Annotated in this window: 14 protein-coding genes and 1 pseudogene; 1 reads left to right on the top strand and 14 read right to left on the bottom strand. The window is 51.6% G+C overall.

Going from position 1 to position 20,564, the window contains the following annotated elements; genetic code table 11:
• Positions 1-402 precede the first annotated feature (402 nt).
• From IDH45_RS25735 to IDH45_RS25765, 7 genes are all read right to left on the bottom strand, one after another.
• Entirely contained in the window at positions 403-2,622 is a 2,220-nt protein-coding gene (locus IDH45_RS25735) for an ABC transporter ATP-binding protein (RefSeq protein ID WP_190931015.1), read from the bottom strand.
• Positions 2,623-2,662: 40 nt separating this feature from the next.
• Entirely contained in the window at positions 2,663-3,271 is a 609-nt protein-coding gene (locus IDH45_RS25740; protein ID WP_190931016.1) for a DUF1854 domain-containing protein, read from the bottom strand.
• On the bottom strand, positions 3,268-5,568 hold the full coding sequence (locus IDH45_RS25745) for an ABC transporter ATP-binding protein (protein ID WP_223836965.1): 2,301 nt from the start codon (positions 5,566-5,568) through the stop codon (positions 3,268-3,270). Before IDH45_RS25745 ends, IDH45_RS25740 begins: the two co-directional genes overlap by 4 nt.
• Before the next feature lie 475 nt (positions 5,569-6,043).
• Positions 6,044-7,762 carry an arginine--tRNA ligase gene (gene argS / locus IDH45_RS25750; RefSeq protein ID WP_190931017.1) on the bottom strand — a complete coding sequence of 573 codons (1,719 nt, stop codon included), beginning with the start codon at positions 7,760-7,762 and terminating at the stop codon, positions 6,044-6,046.
• Between the two features lie 236 nt (positions 7,763-7,998).
• Entirely contained in the window at positions 7,999-8,661 is a 663-nt protein-coding gene (locus tag IDH45_RS25755; protein WP_190931018.1) for a DUF1361 domain-containing protein, read from the bottom strand.
• 79 nt (positions 8,662-8,740) lie between these two features.
• Positions 8,741-9,841 (bottom strand): HD-GYP domain-containing protein, encoded by a 1,101-nt coding sequence (locus IDH45_RS25760; RefSeq protein WP_190931019.1) that lies wholly within the window; start codon positions 9,839-9,841, stop codon positions 8,741-8,743.
• A gap of 511 nt (positions 9,842-10,352) precedes the next feature.
• On the bottom strand, positions 10,353-11,000 hold the full coding sequence (locus tag IDH45_RS25765) for a helix-turn-helix transcriptional regulator (protein WP_190931020.1): 648 nt from the start codon (positions 10,998-11,000) through the stop codon (positions 10,353-10,355).
• A 159-nt stretch (positions 11,001-11,159) separates the two neighbouring features.
• On the opposite strand from IDH45_RS25765, the gene IDH45_RS25770 reads away from it, so the two are divergent.
• The gene (locus IDH45_RS25770) at positions 11,160-12,560 is read left to right on the top strand and encodes an MFS transporter (protein WP_223836966.1); all 1,401 of its coding nucleotides are present in this window, start codon (positions 11,160-11,162) and stop codon (positions 12,558-12,560) included.
• Positions 12,561-12,606: 46 nt separating this feature from the next.
• Here the strand turns inward: IDH45_RS25770 and IDH45_RS25775 are convergent.
• From IDH45_RS25775 to IDH45_RS25805, 7 genes and pseudogenes are all read right to left on the bottom strand, one after another.
• A pseudogene (locus IDH45_RS25775) lies at positions 12,607-13,068 on the bottom strand (LLM class flavin-dependent oxidoreductase); the annotation flags it as partial.
• Positions 13,069-13,272: 204 nt separating this feature from the next.
• Positions 13,273-13,494, bottom strand: coding sequence for a (2Fe-2S)-binding protein (locus tag IDH45_RS25780; RefSeq protein ID WP_190931021.1), 222 nt, complete (start codon positions 13,492-13,494; stop codon positions 13,273-13,275).
• A gap of 110 nt (positions 13,495-13,604) precedes the next feature.
• On the bottom strand, positions 13,605-14,867 hold the full coding sequence (locus tag IDH45_RS25785) for a DUF418 domain-containing protein (RefSeq protein ID WP_190931022.1): 1,263 nt from the start codon (positions 14,865-14,867) through the stop codon (positions 13,605-13,607).
• 112 nt (positions 14,868-14,979) lie between these two features.
• Complete coding sequence (locus IDH45_RS25790; RefSeq protein WP_190931023.1) at positions 14,980-16,866, bottom strand: acyltransferase family protein; 1,887 nt, start codon at positions 16,864-16,866, stop codon at positions 14,980-14,982.
• Between the two features lie 192 nt (positions 16,867-17,058).
• Positions 17,059-18,093: an LCP family protein gene (locus tag IDH45_RS25795; RefSeq protein WP_190931024.1), complete on the bottom strand. Its 1,035-nt coding sequence runs from the start codon at positions 18,091-18,093 to the stop codon at positions 17,059-17,061.
• Between the two features lie 267 nt (positions 18,094-18,360).
• Positions 18,361-19,128 carry a hypothetical protein gene (locus tag IDH45_RS25800; RefSeq protein WP_190931025.1) on the bottom strand — a complete coding sequence of 256 codons (768 nt, stop codon included), beginning with the start codon at positions 19,126-19,128 and terminating at the stop codon, positions 18,361-18,363.
• Between the two features lie 4 nt (positions 19,129-19,132).
• On the bottom strand, positions 19,133-20,563 hold the full coding sequence (locus tag IDH45_RS25805; protein ID WP_190931026.1) for a sensor histidine kinase: 1,431 nt from the start codon (positions 20,561-20,563) through the stop codon (positions 19,133-19,135).
• Between the last annotated feature and the right edge of the window lies 1 nt (position 20,564).

Consider the following 20,564-nt stretch of genomic DNA (forward strand, 5'->3'; position numbering starts at 1 on the left):
CTCAACAGGTGGGGAACCTCATCCATACTCTTGTACGGCTAAAAAACCTAAACATGCTGATCTACTCGGAAAGCAGCCATCCAAGTCACTTTGTCGATATTTCGAGCGCTACCTGGACTGGGACCGATTCTCCTCAAGAAAAAGGACCTCGGCCTCCACGAAACAGTGGAATTTGAGGTCCTTCCATTTGAAAATGGGGACGTTCCCCGGTCAGACGAATACTTCTGGGACAAACCCTTCATTTCTTCCGCTTCTATTTTGTGTTGTACTTGATAGTAGCCGTACGCCGGACCGATCTATAGCACCGCGAGTTGCTCCCCATGTCTCTCGGCCTCCCGGCTTGCGGTATTGCGTTGCAGCCTGAGACGAGAGCCGGCGAGCGGTCGACCCCAACCTAACGGCCTACACCGCCCGTTCCTCGGCTCCCGCTTTCGGCTTCGCCATATTTCTTTGCGCCGTTACGAGCTTGTAGTAGATGCTTTTGTTTTCCATCAGCTCATGATGCGTGCCGATCTCGGCGATTTTCCCTTTCTCTAGCACGAGCAGCCGGTCCGCATTACGCAGAGTGGAAAGCCGGTGGGCGATCGCAATCGTCGTCCGATTCCGGGTCACCCGCTTCAGCGCTTCCTGAATCGCCGTCTCCGTATCGATATCGAGCGAGGCCGTCGCTTCGTCCAGGATCAGGATGCGCGGATTGTTCAGCACCGCCCTTGCGATCGCAAGCCGCTGCCGTTCTCCGCCGGACAAATTGTTGCCGTTCTCATCCAACTTCGTATCATAGCCGTCCGGCAGGCGGATAATGAAGTCGTGGGCATTCGCCACTCTCGCCGCCTGGATCACTTCCTCGAACGTCGCGTCCGGCTTGGAATACCGGATATTGTCGAAGATCGTTCCGCTGAACAGGAACGTCTCCTGCAGGACGACGCCGATCTGCTGGCGCAGCTCTTCCTGACGAATCGAGCGGATATCGATGCCGTCGATCAGTATGCGCCCCTCCGTCACATCGTAAAACCGGGATACGAGATTGATCAGCGTCGATTTGCCCGATCCGGAATGTCCGACCAGACCGATCATTTCTCCCTGCTTGACCTCGAAGTTAATGTCCTTCAGCACCGGTTCATACGATTTGTACCCGAAGATGACGTCCTGGAACTGAATCGAGCCGCGGATCGGATGCTTGACCGAAGACTCCGTATCCAGCACTTCCGGCTGCTCGTCGATCACGGAGAACACCCGGTCCACCGAGATAACCGCATTCGCCACCCATCTCGGCATAAACATCAGCCACGAGATCGGGCCGAAGATCATCCCGGCATACATCGTAAACTGGATCAGTTCCCCGAGCGACATCTGCTTATTCAATATCATCGTACAGCCGATCATCAAGACCAGATACTGTCCGAGCTGGATCAAGTAGTTGGTTACGGGCGACAAAATGCTGAACACTTTTTCGGTTTTGATCGAAGCCCGCATAAAGTCGCCGTTGTACTTCTTAAATTTGCGGATCTCGGTCTCTTCCTTGCCGAACGCCTTCACGACCCGGATTCCGCTCAGCACGTCATGCAGGAAGGTGCTCGATTTGTCGTAGATTCTCCACTGCTTGTGAAATAGCTTCCACATGACGTATTTCCAAATGTACATATGGAGAACAGCTACGATCGGAGCCGGCAGCAGCACGACAAGCGCAAGTCTCCAGTCAGCATGAAACAGCAGATACGTGGCCGACGCCAGCATAATTAATTGGAAGATGGCGGTCGTGCACAGCTCCTGAATCAGGTGGCGAATCCGGTCCGTATCGGACGAGATCCGGTTCATCATGTCTCCGGCCCGCTGCGAGGTGAGGAAGCCGAGCGACAGGTTTTGGATTTTGTCGTACACCATCTTTCGCAGATCCGCTGCGATGCCCGAGCTGACACCGGCCATGATCCGGCTTTTGGCAATCCCAAGCAGCTCGCCGAACACGAGGACGGCCAGCATCCCCGCGAGAGCGTAGAAAAACATCGGGATGCTCCCGGTTTGTCCTTCCGGAGGCTGCAAAGCCGAATTGATCAGCACCTTCTGAAAATACGGTCCGAGCAGCGCCAGTCCAGCGGAGATGAATAAGACGACCAGACCGAGGCCGAGCAGGGGCCAGTGCGCTTTGGATACCCCGATCAGCCGCTTGAACGCCGCCGCCTTGCTCATGCATTTCGGGCATACTCTCGTGCCGGAGATGAGAGGCCCTCCGCACTTGACGCAGATGGCCTCCTCCTCGTTATTGTAGATGCGGATCTTGTTTTTGGCCGACATATCGTTCAAAACTTTGGCGATATACCCGTATCTGGCGGCATGCTGCATCGTCACCCGGACGATGATCCGCTTCGTGCCGTTTTCCACCGTTTCGAGCACGGCATTGCCGATCAGCGGGACGATTTTGTATTCCGTTCCGGATGAGATTACGCCGCTGGAGAGAGTTTGCCCCTGCTCGACATAAGCCCACTTCTCCGTCCCGATGACCAGGTACCCCGGCGTTCGCTGTCCGCTCAAAGACAGGTCGGCAGGGACGCAATAGGCGATAGGCTCCCCGACGGCATGCTGGGCGGCATGCATATCCTGCTGCGAGAGCGTATAATTTAAGTTCATTTCAGCCTCCGATTTTCTTAGGAAGTGCGTTTGCGTTTGCCTACATGCACATCTCGACCATCCGGTATTCCTTGTCGGTCAGCTTCTCCAGATCGGGGATGATGAACCGGTTGCCGTCGACATCGGAGATGAGCAGCCGGCTTTCCGATACCAGCTTCACATTGCCTCCGCCGCCCCGTACGGTGAACCGGCAAAGCCCGGCGGTCGTTTCCGTCTCCCAGTAGGAGTAGCCGAACTCCTCTTTGATCTTGACCACTTTCGTAATCTCGGGAGCGAAATACCGGATTTTCACCTGTTCCTCAAGCAGATCGGCCGTCTCCTTCGGAAAGTCGTCCAGCGATTGGATCATTCCGATTTCTTTATTCTCAATCGTCCGGATCGAGATGTAGATCCGCTTGTTCGTATGCGGGAACGAGCAATGCACGTACACGGAAGGCGTTTCTTCGCCGTCGACGGTTACGGTCAGCATATTGCCGGCCGTTTTCTTGAACGAGGCGTTGTCTTTCGTCAAGTAGCGGATCTTGGCCGCATCGGCGAGATCCGACTCTTTGCTCCCGGTCTGCTCCTGGCCTATCGGCACCTCTTCCTTTTTTTCCTCCTCCGGGCTTGCTTCCGTAACCGCAGCCGCAGCCGTAGTCGTAGTCGTCATGCGATAACCACCTCTTTCATCTTCAATGCCTCATCGTGCTTTTTCACAAGACCGTGATAGGTGCCTTCTTTCGCCATCAGCTCATCGTGCGTCCCGGCTTCGACGACTTTGCCGTGATCCATCACGAGCAGGTAATCGGCATTTCTCAGCGTGGACAGCCGGTGCGCGATTGCGATCGTCGTTCTGCCCTTGATCAGCGAATCGAGCGCCTCCTGAATTTGCAGCTCCGTCTCCGTATCCAGCGAAGCCGTCGCTTCGTCGAGTATTAGCACTTTCGGATTATGAAGGATAGCGCGCGCGATCGACAACCGCTGCTTCTCGCCGCCGGACAAATTGTACCCCCCTGTTCCGATAATCGTATCGTAGCCATCAGGCAGCTTCTCGATATAATCGTGGGCGTTGGCAATCTTCGCCGCATAAATAATATCGTCTACGGTGCATTCGGGATCGGCGTAAGCGATATTCTCGGCGATGCTTCCCGAGAACACGTAGACATCCTGCGAGACGATGCCGATATGTTTGCGAAGCGACGCGGTCGTCATATCTTTCACGTTGATGCCGTCGATCCGGATCTCGCCTTCATTGACGTCGTACAGTCTGGAGATCAGATTGACGAGCGTCGATTTGCCCGCTCCGGAATGGCCGACGACTCCGATCATTTGGCCCGGCTTCGCGTGCATGGACACCTCTTTCAGAATCGCCTTGTTCGGCTCGTAGCCGAAAACGACGTTCCGGACGACGATATCGCCCTTCATCTCGGTCAGCTCGACGGCGTCCATTTTCTCCGCCACTTCCGGAACCGCGTCCTGGATCTCGAAGATGCGCTGGGCCGCCGACATACAGTGGGACCACCAGTTGACGATATTGTTCATAAACTGAATCGGGCCGTACAGCATATACATATAATTGACGAACGTCAGCACTTGACCGAACGTAAACTGATCCTTCATCACCATCCAGCCGCCGAACGCCCAGATCAGAATTCCGCCTGTCTGCGTGAGCAGGTTCAGTACCGGGAATACCGTTCCGCCCATCTTGTTGACCGTCTGCTCGGCGTGCGAAAACGACAGGTTCGCTTTTTGGAAGCGCTCTATCTCCTGCTGCTCCTTGCCGAACGCTTTGACGACCCTCGTCCCGCGGATCGTGTCGCTGATGATCGAGTTCAGCGCGCTCACCTTCCGGTGCCTTCTCCACGACAGCCTCCACAGCCTCGGAAACACTTTGCGGACGATATAAAAGACGATCGGCAGCGGCAGGAAACATAGCAGCGTTAGCTTCCAGTCCATAACAAGCAATATGGCGGTAATCCCGATAATATTCATCGCATTGACGATAAAATACGACAGCCCGTCAACGAAGAAATATTGGAGCTCAGTCGCGTCGTTGTTCACCCGGGTCATCAGCTGTCCGGTCTGCTTTCTCTGGAAAAAGTTAAGCGACAGCCGCTGCATGGACGAAAACACGCTGGACTTCAGGTCAAACGATACGAGGGCCGCCGTTTTGGCGATAATCATCCCGAAAAACACGCCGAACAGCAGCGACAACGTGCGAAAGGCGACAATGAGCAGGACGACCAGACCGATTTTCCCGGCGAACGTCCCTTCTCCTCCGAGCGCCTGATCGAACAGGACCGTCCCCTGCAAGTAAGGAATGACAAGTCCCGTGCCCGAGTTCAGCAGCATAAACAGGACGATGAAAAAGATCGAAACCTTGTACTTCCCCGCAAACGACAGCAGTCTCGTAAAGATCGCATGTTTCTTGATGCACTTCGGGCATACCTTCCGGCCTTTATCCGGGTAGATCATCCCGCACTTCGGACAAGACGCCGATTCCTCTTCCGCCAATTCCTGGCTGTCGATCTCCTCGTTGTTCTTCAGCTTTTTGAACAGCGTGGTCAGCTTCGCCGCACGGCTCATATGCTCGTTCGTAAAAGCGGCGACAACCTTTTCCTTCCCCTCCTCCTTGACAACGATCATCCCCGAAGCGACAAGATTGACGACCGACACGGCATCCAGTTGATCGAGCCGGATCGATTCCATCGTCCACGGTCCGGATGAGACCGTTTTCAGAGATGCTTTGTCCTTTTGTTTCCGGACGAACCCTTTGTAGTTTTTCTCTTGGGACGGCTGCCCGCCGCTCGACACCATCGTCAACGATTCCCGGCTGAGCAGCAAGTACGTATCCACGAAGCTGCCTTCCGTCGTCCGGTCGCAGACCATCCAGTAGACGATCTCGTCCGCCGTTCTCCGGTTCTGCGCAAGTACGGTTACCATTTCGTTTGGAAGTGTCCTCATCATCTCTCCAAATCCCTGCAAATTGGAATTTTTTTGGTACATAACACCAATCATACAACGTCTGCGCCGATCCGAAAAGGGAAAAAATCTTTGATAAACAACATGTAATCGGGTAGTTTTACGACTTAAGTCGAAGCTTCTCCGCCGTTCCTAATCTAACGAAAGAATACAGCGAAATGGGGCATAATCGGGACCATCGGCAAAATCCATTCCCAAACATTTGTTCCCATACAAAGATTACCAGAACATGCGTTTGCAAGCAACAAAAGTTTTAGCTGCTCCTGTTATAAAAAACAGGGCCGGAACAAATAAAAGAAGGCCCCGCAAATGGGGCCGACTGTTCAATCAATCGAGCTGTTTGTACAAAAGAAAGCAGGAGAGCCAAGCTTAGCCTCAGCAAGTCACCCTGCCTTAGCCCCTATAATAGCCTGCGTGATCACCGTTTCTTGATCAGCAAAAACATTGCGGCAAATGCGAGCTAAATGCGCTCCGGCGACTGCATGCCGATCAGGCTCATACCGGTGCGCAACACCGTGCACATCGAGCGCACAAGCGCCAGGCGCGCCGCACGAAGTCCGGGATCGTCCACGAGAATCGGACATTCGTGGTAGAACCGGTTGAAGCTTTGCGCGATATCGATCAGATGACGGCTGACGACCGACGGCTCCAGCTTCTCCATCGCCTGCATCACTTTATCCGGGAACGCCGCCAGCTCCTTCAGCACCTGCTGCGCTTCCGCGTTGGCCAGCAGCGCCGCGTCGATTTCTGCGACCGAAGGCGCAGGACCGCCGCCGGCCGCTTCCGCCTTGCGAAGAACGCTGCGTGCGCGGGCATACGTGTATTGCACGTACGGACCGGACTCGCCTTCGAAGTTGAGCACGTCCTTCCAGGAGAACGAGATGTCCTTGATCCGGTTGTTGCTCAAATCGTTGAAAATAACTGCGCCGACGCCAACCTGCAGCGCGACTTCATCTTTATTTTCGAGCGACGGGTTTTTGCTGTCGATAATTTCCCGCGTCTTGTCAATCGACTGGCGCAGCAAATCTTCCAGCAGCACGACGTTGCCCTTGCGCGTCGCGAAGCGGACGCCTTCGAGACTGACGCGCCCGAACGCCACATGCACGAGCCGCTTCGCCCAGTCGTAGCCCATCAGCTCGATGACCTTGAACCACTGGGCAAAGTGCAGATTTTGCGCATAATCGGTCACATAAATCGCCTTGTCGAAATCGTACGTTTTTTTGCGGTACAGCGCAGCCGCTATATCCCGCGTATGATACAAGGTGCCTCCGTCTTTTTTCAATATAAGCGCCGGAGCCATGTTATATTCGTCGAGCCGGACGAGATAAGCGCCCTGGTCTTCCTCCAGCAGCCCTTTCTCCTTCAGCTCGTCGACGACCGCGCCCATCTTGTCGTTATAGAAGCTTTCGCCTGCATCTGAATCGAACGTGACGCCAAGCAGCCCGTAGATCCGGTTAAATTCCTTGTAGCTGATCTCCTTGAACCAGCGCCACAGCCGCAGCGACTCTTCGTCGCCCTGCTCCAGCTTGACGAACCAGGCGCGCGCGTCGTCCTCGAGCTCCGGTCTCGCTTCCGCCTCATCGTGAAACTTCACGTACAGCCGCATCAGCTCTTCGATCTCGCCTTCCTCGACCTGACGCTCGTCCCCCCATAGCTTGTAGGCGGTAATCAGTTTGCCGAACTGCGTTCCCCAGTCGCCCAGATGGTTAATCCCGACACAATCAAAACCAAGAAACCGGTGAATCCGGTACAACGCATTGCCGATCACCGTCGATCTCAGATGGCCGACGTGGAACGGTTTGGCGATATTCGGCGAGGAGAAATCGATCACGATCGTTTTGCCTTTGCCCAGCTCGCTCGCTCCGAACCGTTCTCCGTCACGCTCTACTGCGCGGAGCACATCCGCGGCAAACGAACGTTTGTCCAGAAATACGTTGAAATATCCCGATACGGCCTTTGTCTCCGCAATCGAAGGATGCTGCGGCAGCGAGCTTGCGAGCCGCTCGGCGATTTGCTGCGGCGATTGGCGCAGCGCCTTGCTCAGCTTGAAGCAAGGGAGCGACAGATCGCCCATCTCCGCATTGGGCGGCACCTCCAGCATCGACTCGATCGCGGCGGCGTCCAAGCCTTCCATCGCCGAGGCAACCAGGGCCGCCACCGTTTGTTTATACTCTCTCATCTTGTTCTCCATCCTTTATATACGAGTGTCTGGTACCGATAACCAGCTTTCCGGTTCGCCCGCGATTGTTCCTGCGAAGCCGTTCGGAAGTCATCCGTCCTCCATTCGCTTTCGTCTAGCAAAAACACCCCGAACGGGGTGCTGACGCTTGGAACAATCGCCTTCCTATCTTTTTTTCCATTATAGAGAACCGACTTGGCGAAGTAAAGCGCGCTTTGTCAGGCTGATCGATCATCTTATCGTCCCGTCCGCGGATGACTCGCCACATGATAAAAAACGGCGTACACGGCTCCCGTAAACAAGCCGAATGCGAATATAAACAGCAGCGCATCCGGCCGCTGCACGATCTCTATCGAATCGACCGCAATCCTCCAGGGTCGCGTCACCAGATCCCAGCTGTTCCAGCGCAGCACGCGTCCCAGATAGACGCCGACCGCTCCCAGCAGCAGGACAACACCCGCGAACAGATGACCCGCAACCGCCCCGCAGCGCCGGAGCACTTCCAGGTGCAGCCCGTACAACGAGATCGCCCCGAGAAACCAGCCCAGCATCGCGGCCAGCATGTTCACCGACAAGTCGAAGTACAAGGTCGTCTTATCGCTCGCCCAGCTCAGATGAATCAGGTCCGTCACGATATAAGAAGAGTTCGGATAAAAAGCGAGCCAGACAAGCCCCCACGCCGCAGCAAGCAGGCCGGGCTTGCGGCCGCCGGCCAACGTGCGGCAAGCGAGGCGGGAAGCGGCAAGAGGTATCCAGGCCAGCAGCAGATTCGGAACAATCAGCCACCTGAACGTCCCCTCGCCCGTATAAGCGATACGCAGGCCGACCATCGCCGCACAGAGGACGCTAGACGCTATTAATGCCCACAGAACCGGGCGGGACAGGCGATCGTCCAACATCTTTTCTCCCCTCTCCTAGAAAATGGTTGCTATCATCATACCGGATTGGCCGGTAAAGCGCAAAAAAACCCGGAACGGATCAAGATCCGCTTCCGGGAGCCGCTGCCTGCAGGTTGGACTCTGCCTCCGTCTCATGACGGGCCAGAACCTGCTCGATCTGGGTGTTGTAGTCTTTGCTTAAATCGATGAAACCGTCGTTCGTCTGAACGAGTGGGCGCGTCTGGTGATGAGGATGAATCAGGACGATTTTGCCTTCCGTTCCGTCCGTGAGCATGACCTTGTAACCGAGCAGCGCCTGCATAAATTTCCGGATAAGAACGGCTACGACTGCCGGATCGAACGTCCCGTACGCATGGCTCTCCATCTGCTGGAGCACCCGGTATACTGGCGACGGGTTGCGGTATTCCGTCTTCGACGACATGGCGTGGAAAACGTCGGCAACGGCTACGATGCGGCTGAACAGATCGATTTTGCCGCTTTTCAGTCCGAACGGATAACCGCTGCCATCGATCCGCTCATGATGCTGAAGCGCTACGGCCGCCTGCCGATGCGTCGCCCCGACCGTCTTCTTGATCATGTCGTACCCGAGCAGCGTATGCCGCTTCATCGTATCGTACTCGTCCTCGGTCAGTCTCTCCGGCTTGATCAGCAATTCGGACGCTATCTGCGTCATGCCGGCGTCGTGAAGGATCGCGGCTGTAGTCAGTTGCAGCAGTTCCGCCTCGCCGAGCTCCAGCCATTTGCCGAGCAGCATCGAGATCGCCCCGACCGCCACGCTGTGCCGGTACAAATAATCGTCCTTCGCCTGCAGCGTGGCCAGCAGTTGGAACAGGTGCAGTTGCCTGGTTGACGAACGGATCAGCGGAATGACCCGGCTGCGAATGCCGGCGAGCGGGATTTGTCTGGAAAGACGCATCTGCTCGAACGCTTCGCGGACGATGCCGACCGCTTCTTCGATCTCCGTGTGATGCGAGCCTCCGACGGACAGATCGGCATACGGTCCGACTTCTTCCACATCGTTTACAGGAAGCTTCAGTCCGTGACCGGTTATCGTTTCCAAGTGAATTTTATTCAGAACGGTCCCGGCCGGCAGCACGAGCGCGCCTTCCTGCGAGAACATATCTTGACGCAGTCTTTTGCCGAGCAGCGATTCGTTTATAGATAACATGCGATGATCCATGAAGGTTCTCCTCCTTACGGGAGCAACTCCATTGTACTGGAGACGGCCGGCAAGCGGGATTAAAGCATGTTTAAATCTTCATTAAATATGAAATTCAAGTCAGCTCGTCACCAAACTTCAATTTCAGGGTGAACGGCTGCATCCTCCGCCTGCCCGCGGGCATGGAACCGGTCATCCGACCAACTCGACGCTAGACGCGGCTCGAAAACATTTTGCTTGCGTGCAGGTTGTGTCCGCCTTCGCCAAAACATATGCGCGCGGGTTCTAATCCATATAAGAGTTTTTCGCAACCTCTATTTTCGGCCTTTTCCACAAAACGAAACGAATAGAAGCGGTTTGCACCCCTTATTTCAGCCAACTCGTCGCGTCTGCACCCTTTTCGCCGGTTTTAGCGACTCCATACCGCTCTTATTTCCTCTATTCATGCGGGTTTGCACAAAATAGAGGGTACAAACCGCTCCTATTCGGCTACGCAAGGCCATCCGTTCAGAACCTATGTACAAAACCTCGCTTACTCGGGTACCACTCTGTACACGCACCGGTTGTCGCCTTTTATGATATGCTCGCCCCGGGTAATCTCCACCTTGTTCCCCAGGACGTCCTGGAACATCTCCAATTCTTTCAAGCACAGATTGGTGCATGCCTTGGCCGCCTCGCAGATCGGACAATGCTTCTCCACATAATGATAGGAACCGTCAGCATTCTCGACAACATCCGCCATATACCCTTCCGCCGTCCGGGCCTCGGCGATCGCTGCCAATTTGTCCTTCAGCGGAAGATCCGCCGGCGCCTTGTTCCGGTAATCGAGCACCTGCTTGCGATTGCGGATCTCCAACAGCTTCTCCAGCCCTTCGTCGCCGAACGCTTCTTTCATCGATTCGATCAGGCTGACCGTAAGATCCGCGTACCCGTCCGGAAACAGCCGATTCGCCTCGGAAGTAAGCGTCCACATCTTGGCCGGACGCCCCATCGCTCTGGCTTCCTCCGTGAATGTGACCAACTTTTGCTCCTGCAAATCATACAAATGCTGCCGCACAGCCATAGCGGTAACCCCAAGCTGGACCGCCAACTGATGGGCATCCATAGATCCATTCTGTTTGAGAAGCTTGACAATGGCTCTTCTTGTTCGTTCGGCTCCATCTTTAGCGTGCGGTTTCATTGGGTCTCATTCCAATCTTTTTTAACTTTCTCACTATCTAGATTATAAAGAAAAATATTGACAAAGTCAAAATCCAGGTATATTTTGTTTGTAAAGATCTTTGTTTAGAAAGTATCCGGATACAGGAAACCCCAGAATACTGGATGGAGGGTGAACAGGTTGTCTTCTGCGCAAAGCATTTTCGGCCCGCGTTATCTGGCATTATCGATCGGCATCATCCTGGCCGCCATGACAATCGGCTTCGAGGGGCTGGCCGTAACGACGGTCGCCCCGGCCATTGCCGGCGATCTGAATGGAATCCATCTGTTCGGATGGATATTCAGCGCTTATCTGCTCGCACAAATCGTCGGCACGCTGGTTATCGGCAGGCAAATCGACCGGAAAGGTCCCGCTTCGTTATTTACGATCGCCATCTTATTGTTCGCTGCCGGTCTCGTGCTCGCGGCCGTCGCTACTGACATGTATGTCCTGATCGGCTCACGCGCCTTGCAAGGCTTCGGCGCAGGCGCTATGTACACTTGCATATATACGGCGATTTCATTAAGCTACCCGGATGAGCTGCGCGCCAAAATATTGGGTGCTCTCGGTACAGCCTACGTGCTGCCATCGATGCTCGGTCCTTATGTGGCCGGCCTGATCGCCCAGCATTTTTCATGGCGGTTCGTTTTTTGGGGGGTTCTTCCTTTTCTGCTGCTGGCTGTTCTCCTCAGCTTGCCGGTTTTCCGCAAGCTCAAGATGCCCGTCGTTCAAGAGAAAAACGAAACGGGCGTTATCGGGCTATCCGTGCTGCTGGCGATCGGCACCGGTCTGTTTCTGAGCGGCCTAGGCATGCTGCCCAAGGCGCTGGGGATCACGCTGCTGATTGTCGGTCTCGCTCTTATGGCGCAGCCTCTCCGCAAGCTGCTTCCGTCCGGAACGTTGATCTTTCACGCAGGACTGTCTTCCCTGATCGCCTCGCGCGGATTATTTTTCGCCGCTTATGTATGTACGCAGAACTTCCTGGTGCTCGCCTTAACGGATACGAAAGGATTGGCGGCGGACAGAGCCGGACTTATCGTGGCCTGCGCTGCGCTAAGCTGGTGTATCGTGGCGATTCTGCAAGCCCGCTGGGATGCGGCGGATCAAGGACGGGGCCGGAATAAACGGATCATCGCCGGCATTCTGTTGATGATCGCCGGGATCGGAATTATGGCTTGGGTGCCTGTGCTTAACATTTGGCTCGCGATACTCGGCGAGATTGTGGCGGGCATCGGCATCGGCCTGGCTCATACGACGAGCGGAACCGTGGCGTTCTCCTTCTCCAAGGAGGGGGAGTCCGGGCAAGTTTCCGGCAGCCTGCAGTTTGCCGACTCGTTTACGCCCGGCGTGGCGGTCGGAATCGGCGGCGCGATCGTCGCCCTGAGCCAGACCGGCGGGATGTCCATGCAGGCCGGAATCACCGCTGCCATGATGTTTAATCTCGCCTTGGTGTTGCTCAGCCTGGTAGCGAGCGTGCGAACGAAACGGGTCCAGCCGTTCCATCAGCCGGCCAGCCAACCCGCCAACCAGACGTCCACGTAATCACGTAACCCCCTTGTGTAGGGAAACGGAAAGACGCCTTCCAAACTTCCTTTGCCTTCGCATACCTCACCGGAGGGGCAGGCATCGACGATTCACCGAAATTTTCCGCTCCTTCAATTGATGTCACGATGTTCCAGCCTGCCCGCCCCTTGCTAAGCCAGTGCAAGGACTGAAGCTGCCTGGCTACGACAAACGGCGGATTAAAGGTGGTGGAGACCGTCGTAACCAGACCGATCCGCTCCGTCTCGCGGGCAATCGCCGCAAACATTAGCGTAGGATCGGAACTGCCGAAATTGGCGGAATCGCCCAGCATTTGCGGACTGATATACAAATAATCGGCCCTGAACAGAAAATCGAGCTTGGCCTTCTCCGCCAGTTGGGCCAGCCCGATATAATAATCGATCGAATCCATCTTCTCCACGCCGCTGTCCGGACGCCGCCAGCTATATCCCTTCATCCAGGTTGCCGATAAAGAAAATCCGATGCACAATTGCCTGTTTGCACTCACGTACCGCCGCCATCCCTTCCTCTTTACGAAGTCGTCATTTTCCCTACATTTGCGGCCGAAGGCGCGCCCCGTTCCCGGCAGCGAAGTTCTCGCCTCAGTTAAACGACAACGATAATCATTCTCATCTAATAGTATAGCAAGATCATCCTCAAATGCAAATACACAAATCCTCAAACCTGCATGCACGATTATCGAATCCGCGCCTTACTTGCCGACGTTCCGCTTCGCCTTGTGCAGCCGCCGCCGAATCTCCCAATCCTCATCGTTCAGCCGCGGGCATGTATAACAATAAAAACCGCTCTCCGTTCGATGATACATACAGCCGGCGGGTTTGACCCGTTCCTTCAGATCGGGATTCTCAATATGGGGAATCAGTTTACGGATCAGGTCATTTATCTCTACAGAAAAACTTGTTTGTTCGTTCATAAATCGACCACCTCTTATTATTTTCAAATGACAAAAAGACACGCCCTCTCACTGGCGTGCCTGCTTGTCATCTTGGTGTGGTTTGAGAGGGTAACCCGGCGATCATTGCACTAGTGCTGAAGACCCGTGGCCGTCGTCGAGGATGAACGTCCTTTCGAGTACGGCGCTATTCGGGAATCGCTGAACGCGCGATCGAAGTGTCTCATCAATGACTCGAGAGGACCGATAGGAAGGCGCGAGATCAACCACCCTGTCAACAGCGTTGAAACCGCGACGAGAAGGTCACCGAATGGAATCCCTCCAACACTATATTCTATCCCCGCTAGTTTGAGAGACCATATCACGACGAATTGAGCCGCATACATCGTCAATGCCACGCGTCCGACAGCTGCGAAAGGCATTAACACTACAGAGGTATTCTTCGGCACGAGACATACCAGTCCCAGCGCGAGTGATGCGATCCCCAGCCCAATCACCGTCTGGAACGTCGACGCACTGTGGGGAGATGTCCAGAGAAGCATGTTCCACAGCGGAGGTTCACCGTTGAGCGGCCAGATTGCATTCGGATCCGGCAGGGTCGGCATGGCACTGACAGTGTCTTGAAGGCCAATGAGCCACCCGTCGAAGGAACGGCTCAGCCCGGGAATAATGAAAACGCCCAGCATCTTACCGACGGCGAGCATGATACCACCACCTACCGCGAGTGAGAGTGCGGTACGTACCTTGGTGAGGTCGAGGCGCCCGATCGCCATACCGGCGACGAAAGCAGGAGCAAGTGCGAGCGCGGACATCGGACCGCCCGCGATATCATCAAGGAGGTACGCTCCCGATAGAACGCTCATGCCAAGAATCATCAGTGGTGGGGCAACCACGGTCAAAACGGCTGCTGTCGTAACGAGCACGCGCGTCGAATGTCGAATCAGCACCAATGCCAGTACGAACATTGCCGCATAGGCGGGCAAGATTACCCCGTACGGAGTATTTAGAAGGATGAGCAGATACCCAATCACATCAATGAACACCGCACGAGCGAGCATCCGTGCCCGGAACGTGGTCGTCTCCGTTTCTCGATCCTTCATGCGTTGCGCCATAATCGAGTAAGAAATCCCGCCACAGAGCACGAACAGCAGCGTCGTGTTCCCGGAAACGATCGCAGAAATCGTTTCATTCGATGCGAAATGCTGCAAATACATCCCTAAGACCGCTAACCCCCGCGCTGCATCAAGCGCCATGAGACGCCCCGACCCCCGTGGTTCGCCTAAAACCGCCTTGTCTTTCAATCCGTTGTTTTTGGAATCCGCTACATCATTGATGGTTGCTCCTGTATTATTTTTACTGCCGGATTCGTCCGAAAACTTGATATTGACTGACAATTAGCATTCCTCCTCAAATAGTTATTTCATTAAGTGTTCTTCAATTCCTTGCAAGTAGTGGTTGCTTTCCTTATTCCACTATTGCTGGCAGATTTCGAAAAACAATTTATTGCTATCTAGACTGTATTGACTTAGCAATAAGTGATGCATACGCCTTAGCTCCTTCCGATTGCAGGTGAACACCGTCCTTTGTGAACCATTCAGGTTTGTCGGCACTAAACGAATGCCAATCGATCAATGTGACGTTGGAACGCCCCTTGACAGCATCAGCCAATGTTTTGTTTACTGAGTCCTGCCAGTCTCGTGGCACACGGGTGTTAATGAGATAGATTTTCCTATTCTTACCGAAGGTACTGAGTAGTCCTTCGAGTTTTTCGGAAGAAAATGGGCCATTCGTGCCAAGCCCAACGATGACAGTACCCCCCAGTTTCTTTTTCGAATCGAGTTGTTCAACGACATCCTTCGCTTCAGACATTTGCCGGCTTACCTTACTATTTATATTGATGCTGGGTACTAATTCTTTCAGGTAAGGCGCTACTCCGGTCAACACGGAGTCACCAATTGCTGTAATTTCTACGGTTGACTTAGAGGACTTCTCATCATTGGGTGGTGACTTTGGACCTTGCGATACGTTACTGCTCGACATCGATGTTGAGTTATTCAATGGTGCCGATTCAGATTGTTTCGTATTTTCGGCAGAAGTCTCGCTTGTTTCGGATTCTCTCAGTTCAGAAGATCCATAATTTTCACTTTCTGCTCGTGCACAAGCTACGCAAATGAAGATTGTCATAACGAAGGAAAACAGCAAAAATAAACGTTTGATCTGTTTTGACTTTTCCATATATCTAACCTCTTTCCTTAATGGGTTTGTCATGCCGTTTCGAATGGGCTCCTCCACAAATCTATAAGACAATACGGCTAGTATAACAGTTGTCGTCAGTTGGGCTAACTGGAGAATCAGATTCGGATTTGCGTTTGGATCTGCTGGACCGGTTAAAACAATAATCGGAAAATGCAACAAATATATGCCATAAGATCGTTTTCCGATCCAGCGAAGGGGTTTCCATGCAAGCAGTTTGCCTACTGCACTGAACGGACTCGCCGCAGCCGCAATGACCAATGCAGATGCTAAAGAGAGGATGACCATGCCGCCACGGTATAATGATTCATCGTATTTCCCTGTCTTTGTCAACATATACGTCACGATACAGAGACCGACAACTCCCCAAAAATTAACCCTAGCGGTTCCTTTTCGCGAATATGGCTCAGCAAATTTGTGGCTTGGACATACGATTGCAAGTGCTGCTCCAATCAACAGCCCAAAAGCCCTCGTATCCGTTCCGTAATAAACACGGCTCGGGTCTGTGCCTGGCTCATACAAAAGTACCATCGATGCGAATGAGACTGCTGCTCCCGCAAGTATTAGAAAAAAAAGTTTGCCACGCGTTGGGGCTAAAGTAGAAATCAATATCATGAGCAGCAACGGCCATATCAAGTAAAATTGTTCCTCCACAGCGAGCGACCAAAGATGTCCGATAGGTGAAGGGGGTCCAAAGCTTTCGAAGTAGGATACATTATGATAAATTAAATACCAATTGTTCGTATATGTTAACGATGACCAAATATCCCCGCTAATCGAAGAAAGCCTTCCGGGATCAACAATCGTAAGATAGACGGTTAGAATGCACAGCATAAACAGCATGGCCGGCAACAGTCTGTACATGCGCCTCAACCAGAACTGTTTCATGTTGATTCGACCCTTCCTCTTACGCTCTTCCATCAGCAAATCCGTTATGAGGTAGCCAGAGAGTACAAAGAAGATGCCGACTCCCAATAGTCCCCCCGTTGCCACGCCCCAATTAAAATGGTAAGCAATGACAGCGAGAACAGCTAGAGCCCTGAGTCCATCTAGTCCCGGCATATAGCGTCGTTTGTATTTCATTACATTAAGAGGCTTGTTTGGATGAATATTAGTCAATCTACCCATCGTTAATGACATCTCATCTACCCTCCCTTTTAATAAAGTAGTTTTTAACGATGGCCGGTGGAAGTGGCGTTCTTCAGATTTTTGTCAAATATCGAAGGATGTGAACTAGTATAGTACGCGAAAATATGATAAGTGAGATGGACTTGTAATGAAGTTGTAAATTTTTGAACCCAGCCGATACTTCGTAATAAAGACAAATTGTAACTAGTGAGTGTCGTTGTTGCCGCCGCTGTTTATGCTAACCTCGGCGTCTTTCAACAGCATTTCCTGCACATAAGCACGAAGCTTCTCGTTGTTTTTCACACTTAGGACAGAGGCGCCGCTTACTGACTTGCCGTCGATCAGATCCATCGGTGGAACTTGCGCGGAGCCGGCCATGTGGCTCTCCACACCGAGCGTAGTCAGTTTCAACATGTCAAAGATGTCCAGGTTCGTCTTGATGTAAGGCGCCACGCTTTCTAATATTTGCTTCATCCTCATGAGATTCCGACCGGATTTCAACTTATCGGCTACGGCCGACAGCAGGTTGCGCTGCCGTTCGGTACGGGTGAAGTCGCTCATTGCATCGTGACGAAATCGCACATATTGCAACGCTTTATCACCATCCAATTTTTGCTGCCCCTTTTTGAGGTGAATATCGTACCGGCTGCCATCGGCTTTATCGGTATAGGTCATGTCTTTCTCAACGTAGAAATCGATCCCGTCTAACGCATCAATAAGCGATTTAAATCCTTCAAAATCAGTATAGACGTAATATTGAATGTCAAGGCCTAGCAAATCGCCAATTGTTTTCATCGCAAGGTTCGGTCCGCCTAGTGCAAGCGCCGTATTGACTCGTTCCTCGCCATGACCTTCAATCCTGACGTAGGTATCACGCAGAATGGACAGCAGATGAGCTTTTTTTGTGACAGGATCAAAAGTTGCAAGTAAGATAGAGTCCGAACGAGCCTTATCGTTCTCCTTTAACCCTCGATTGTCACCCCCCATCAGCAGGATGTTGACTCGTTCAGTGCCTTCCCATTTGACGGGTTTCATTGATTCATCTTCCTTATACTGTCCGATCGGTATCGTGTCTTTCGGTTTATCCAAAATATTCAGTGTATTGATGGCCCCAATGGCCTGATAGCTAAAGAGGCTGAAGATGCCCAATAATAAAACGCCAATGCTGATCGAAGCGTATATCCATGCTTTCTTTTTATTAGCTCGTTTGTTTTGATTTTCTCTTCCAATCCCAACCATCTTACTCCTCCTAATCTGTCCTCTGAAAATAGCCTGCAATACTCTGTGAATCGGGGTTCCATTCCCGAAGATTTTGTGTATTTGGGTATACATTCAGCATAATAATTCAATATATGATAAGTAAGATAGAGTTGTAATGGATTTGTAAATTCCTAATCACTTTTTTCACCAGTCAATTAACGTGATAGAAATGAACTTTTAATGTTAACGTTTTTAGTCAGAACAGCGTAAAAAAACTAGTTGCTTTAGCAACTAGTTTCTGTCTGGTTAATAATTGTAGTACCTGTAGTATTGATAGTATGTTATCCCTGTAGAATAATTGAGCATCGCCATTAAATCCTTGTTGAATCCTAACACTTGCATATCTTTTAATTGAACAATGACATGATATTTCAATGATTTGCCATAGTTGCTCCTATAATACACTTCCGCCCAATATGAGCGAATCGTTCGAAGATCCATAGTTAGATCAGAAACGGCATAACTTCCCTCTCCTTGAATAAACCGATTGGCAGTTTTTTTTATTTGATCAATCGACTCACTTCCGTCTATACTTTTACTACCGTTAGCATTAGGGTATTTAAAGATTTTTAGTACATCGCCGGTTCTTGCATTCAAGACGACATCATATATTCCATCGCGACTGGAAGAATCGGTTAGTGTCAAATAAAATAGGCCATCAGGAACTTTGTTAAGCTCCGTTTCGAAATCCTCCTTATCTTTCTGATTCTGCTGTGAATTAACACTGTTTTCAACTGTGTCTTTCAGCTTATTCTGATCTACCACCATCAACTCAAACTTGAATTCGTCTACCGTGAAATTCTCGTTAAAATATTTGTTGACCGCTTTGACACTTAGCGTCTTCGCAGTATCTTGAGAGAGTGCACCTTCGTGTTGCACTTCACTCCTTTTGTCCTCATTGTTTATTTTTTTAACCATGACGGTATCTTTTTCGATGGTTTTATAGAATGTCCCACACCCCGTCGTCAAGATCATGAACGCCGCTGATACGATAAGTACGCTGAGCTTTTTCATTGCTTCACCCTGCCTTTCGCCCCCTCTGATCGAAGATGACTCCGATCGTCGTGCCCTGATTCTCTTCACTACTCACTTCAATGACGGCATGGTGTATGCTCGCCACGCCCTGACATATCGAAAGGCCTAAGCCAGCTCCATTGTTGGCTCTCGTTCTAGCTTTATCCACCATGTAGAACGGTTCGAAAATTTTGTCTTGATGCTCTATGGCAATACCGATGCCTTGGTCGATTACTTCAAGAACGTAACGGCTACCGTACCAGTGAGTACGAATCGTAATACTTTGCCCTGCGTCAGATGCCTTGAGGGCATTGTTTACTAAATTGAAGATCATGATTTTTATCAAATCCTTCTCCAGCAGCAATCTGCCCTCTTCGCAATAAGTGACAATCGTAACTTGTTTCTCCTTGGCTTTCATCTCTAGCGCGGGTTGGATCTCTGTGATGATAGCCCCCAAATCATACTCCTCCATCTGATAATGGTCCTCCTGAAGTAAAATCAAGTCCATCAGCTTCAATGAAAGCGACTCCAGTCGCTTCCCCTCGGAGTAAATAACATCCAACCCGTCTAGAAACTGCTCTTCGTTATATTTGGTCGTCCTCAGGAAATTCGCATATCCGATAATCGACGTTAGCGGCGTTTTTAATTCATGGGCAAAATTGTCGATGAATCTTTGTTTCTCTTGATTGTGCCGCTCCAGATTTCTGATTTTCTCTTCGACAACCACGGCCATTGCATTGAAGTTACTTGCGAGAATGCCTATTTCATCCTTCGATTTTAAATGAACACGTTCCGAAAAACCGCCCTTTGCAATGACCTGAGCCGTGCGGTTGAGGTGATTGATTGGCTTCGTCAGCCCTCTACTTACGAAAAACATAACAAGTAAATATATAAAACATGTGGCGATATCCACTTTAACGAAAAAACGATACTGGTCCGCACGCTCCCGGTATAAGGGAGTAATGTCTTTCATATAGGTGAACACGTAGCTTTTACGATTAATATCCGTTATATTTATTGTAAATAATAGCGTACGCTCGTCGATATCCCTTAAAATATATTTGACTTCATCAGCAGCCAGATTGTCCAATTCCTCACGATGCACCGGCATTTTAAAGTCGGTATTGTTGAAAATCTCCATATTGCTTTCGTTCAAGATTTGCAAATATGTGCGTTGGTCACCGTTCTTCTCGACAAATTCTTTGGCGATGTTCGTTAACACGACTTTCTCGTAATCAATGGAATCATAGATGCGGAAAATCGGAACAATCGCATCGACGCTAGAATGAATGTTCATGTTCTCGCTCAATGTGCCATTGATTTCCTGCCGCAGCATCTTGCTATGATTTTGCTCAATGACTATTATGGAAGCCGCATTAAAAATAAGAACAAAGGACAGAATTGAAAACAAATAAATTTTTTGCCAAAACTTCATC

Source organism: Paenibacillus oceani, from assembly GCF_014705615.1.
Lineage (GTDB): Bacteria > Bacillota > Bacilli > Paenibacillales > NBRC-103111 > Paenibacillus_AB > Paenibacillus_AB oceani.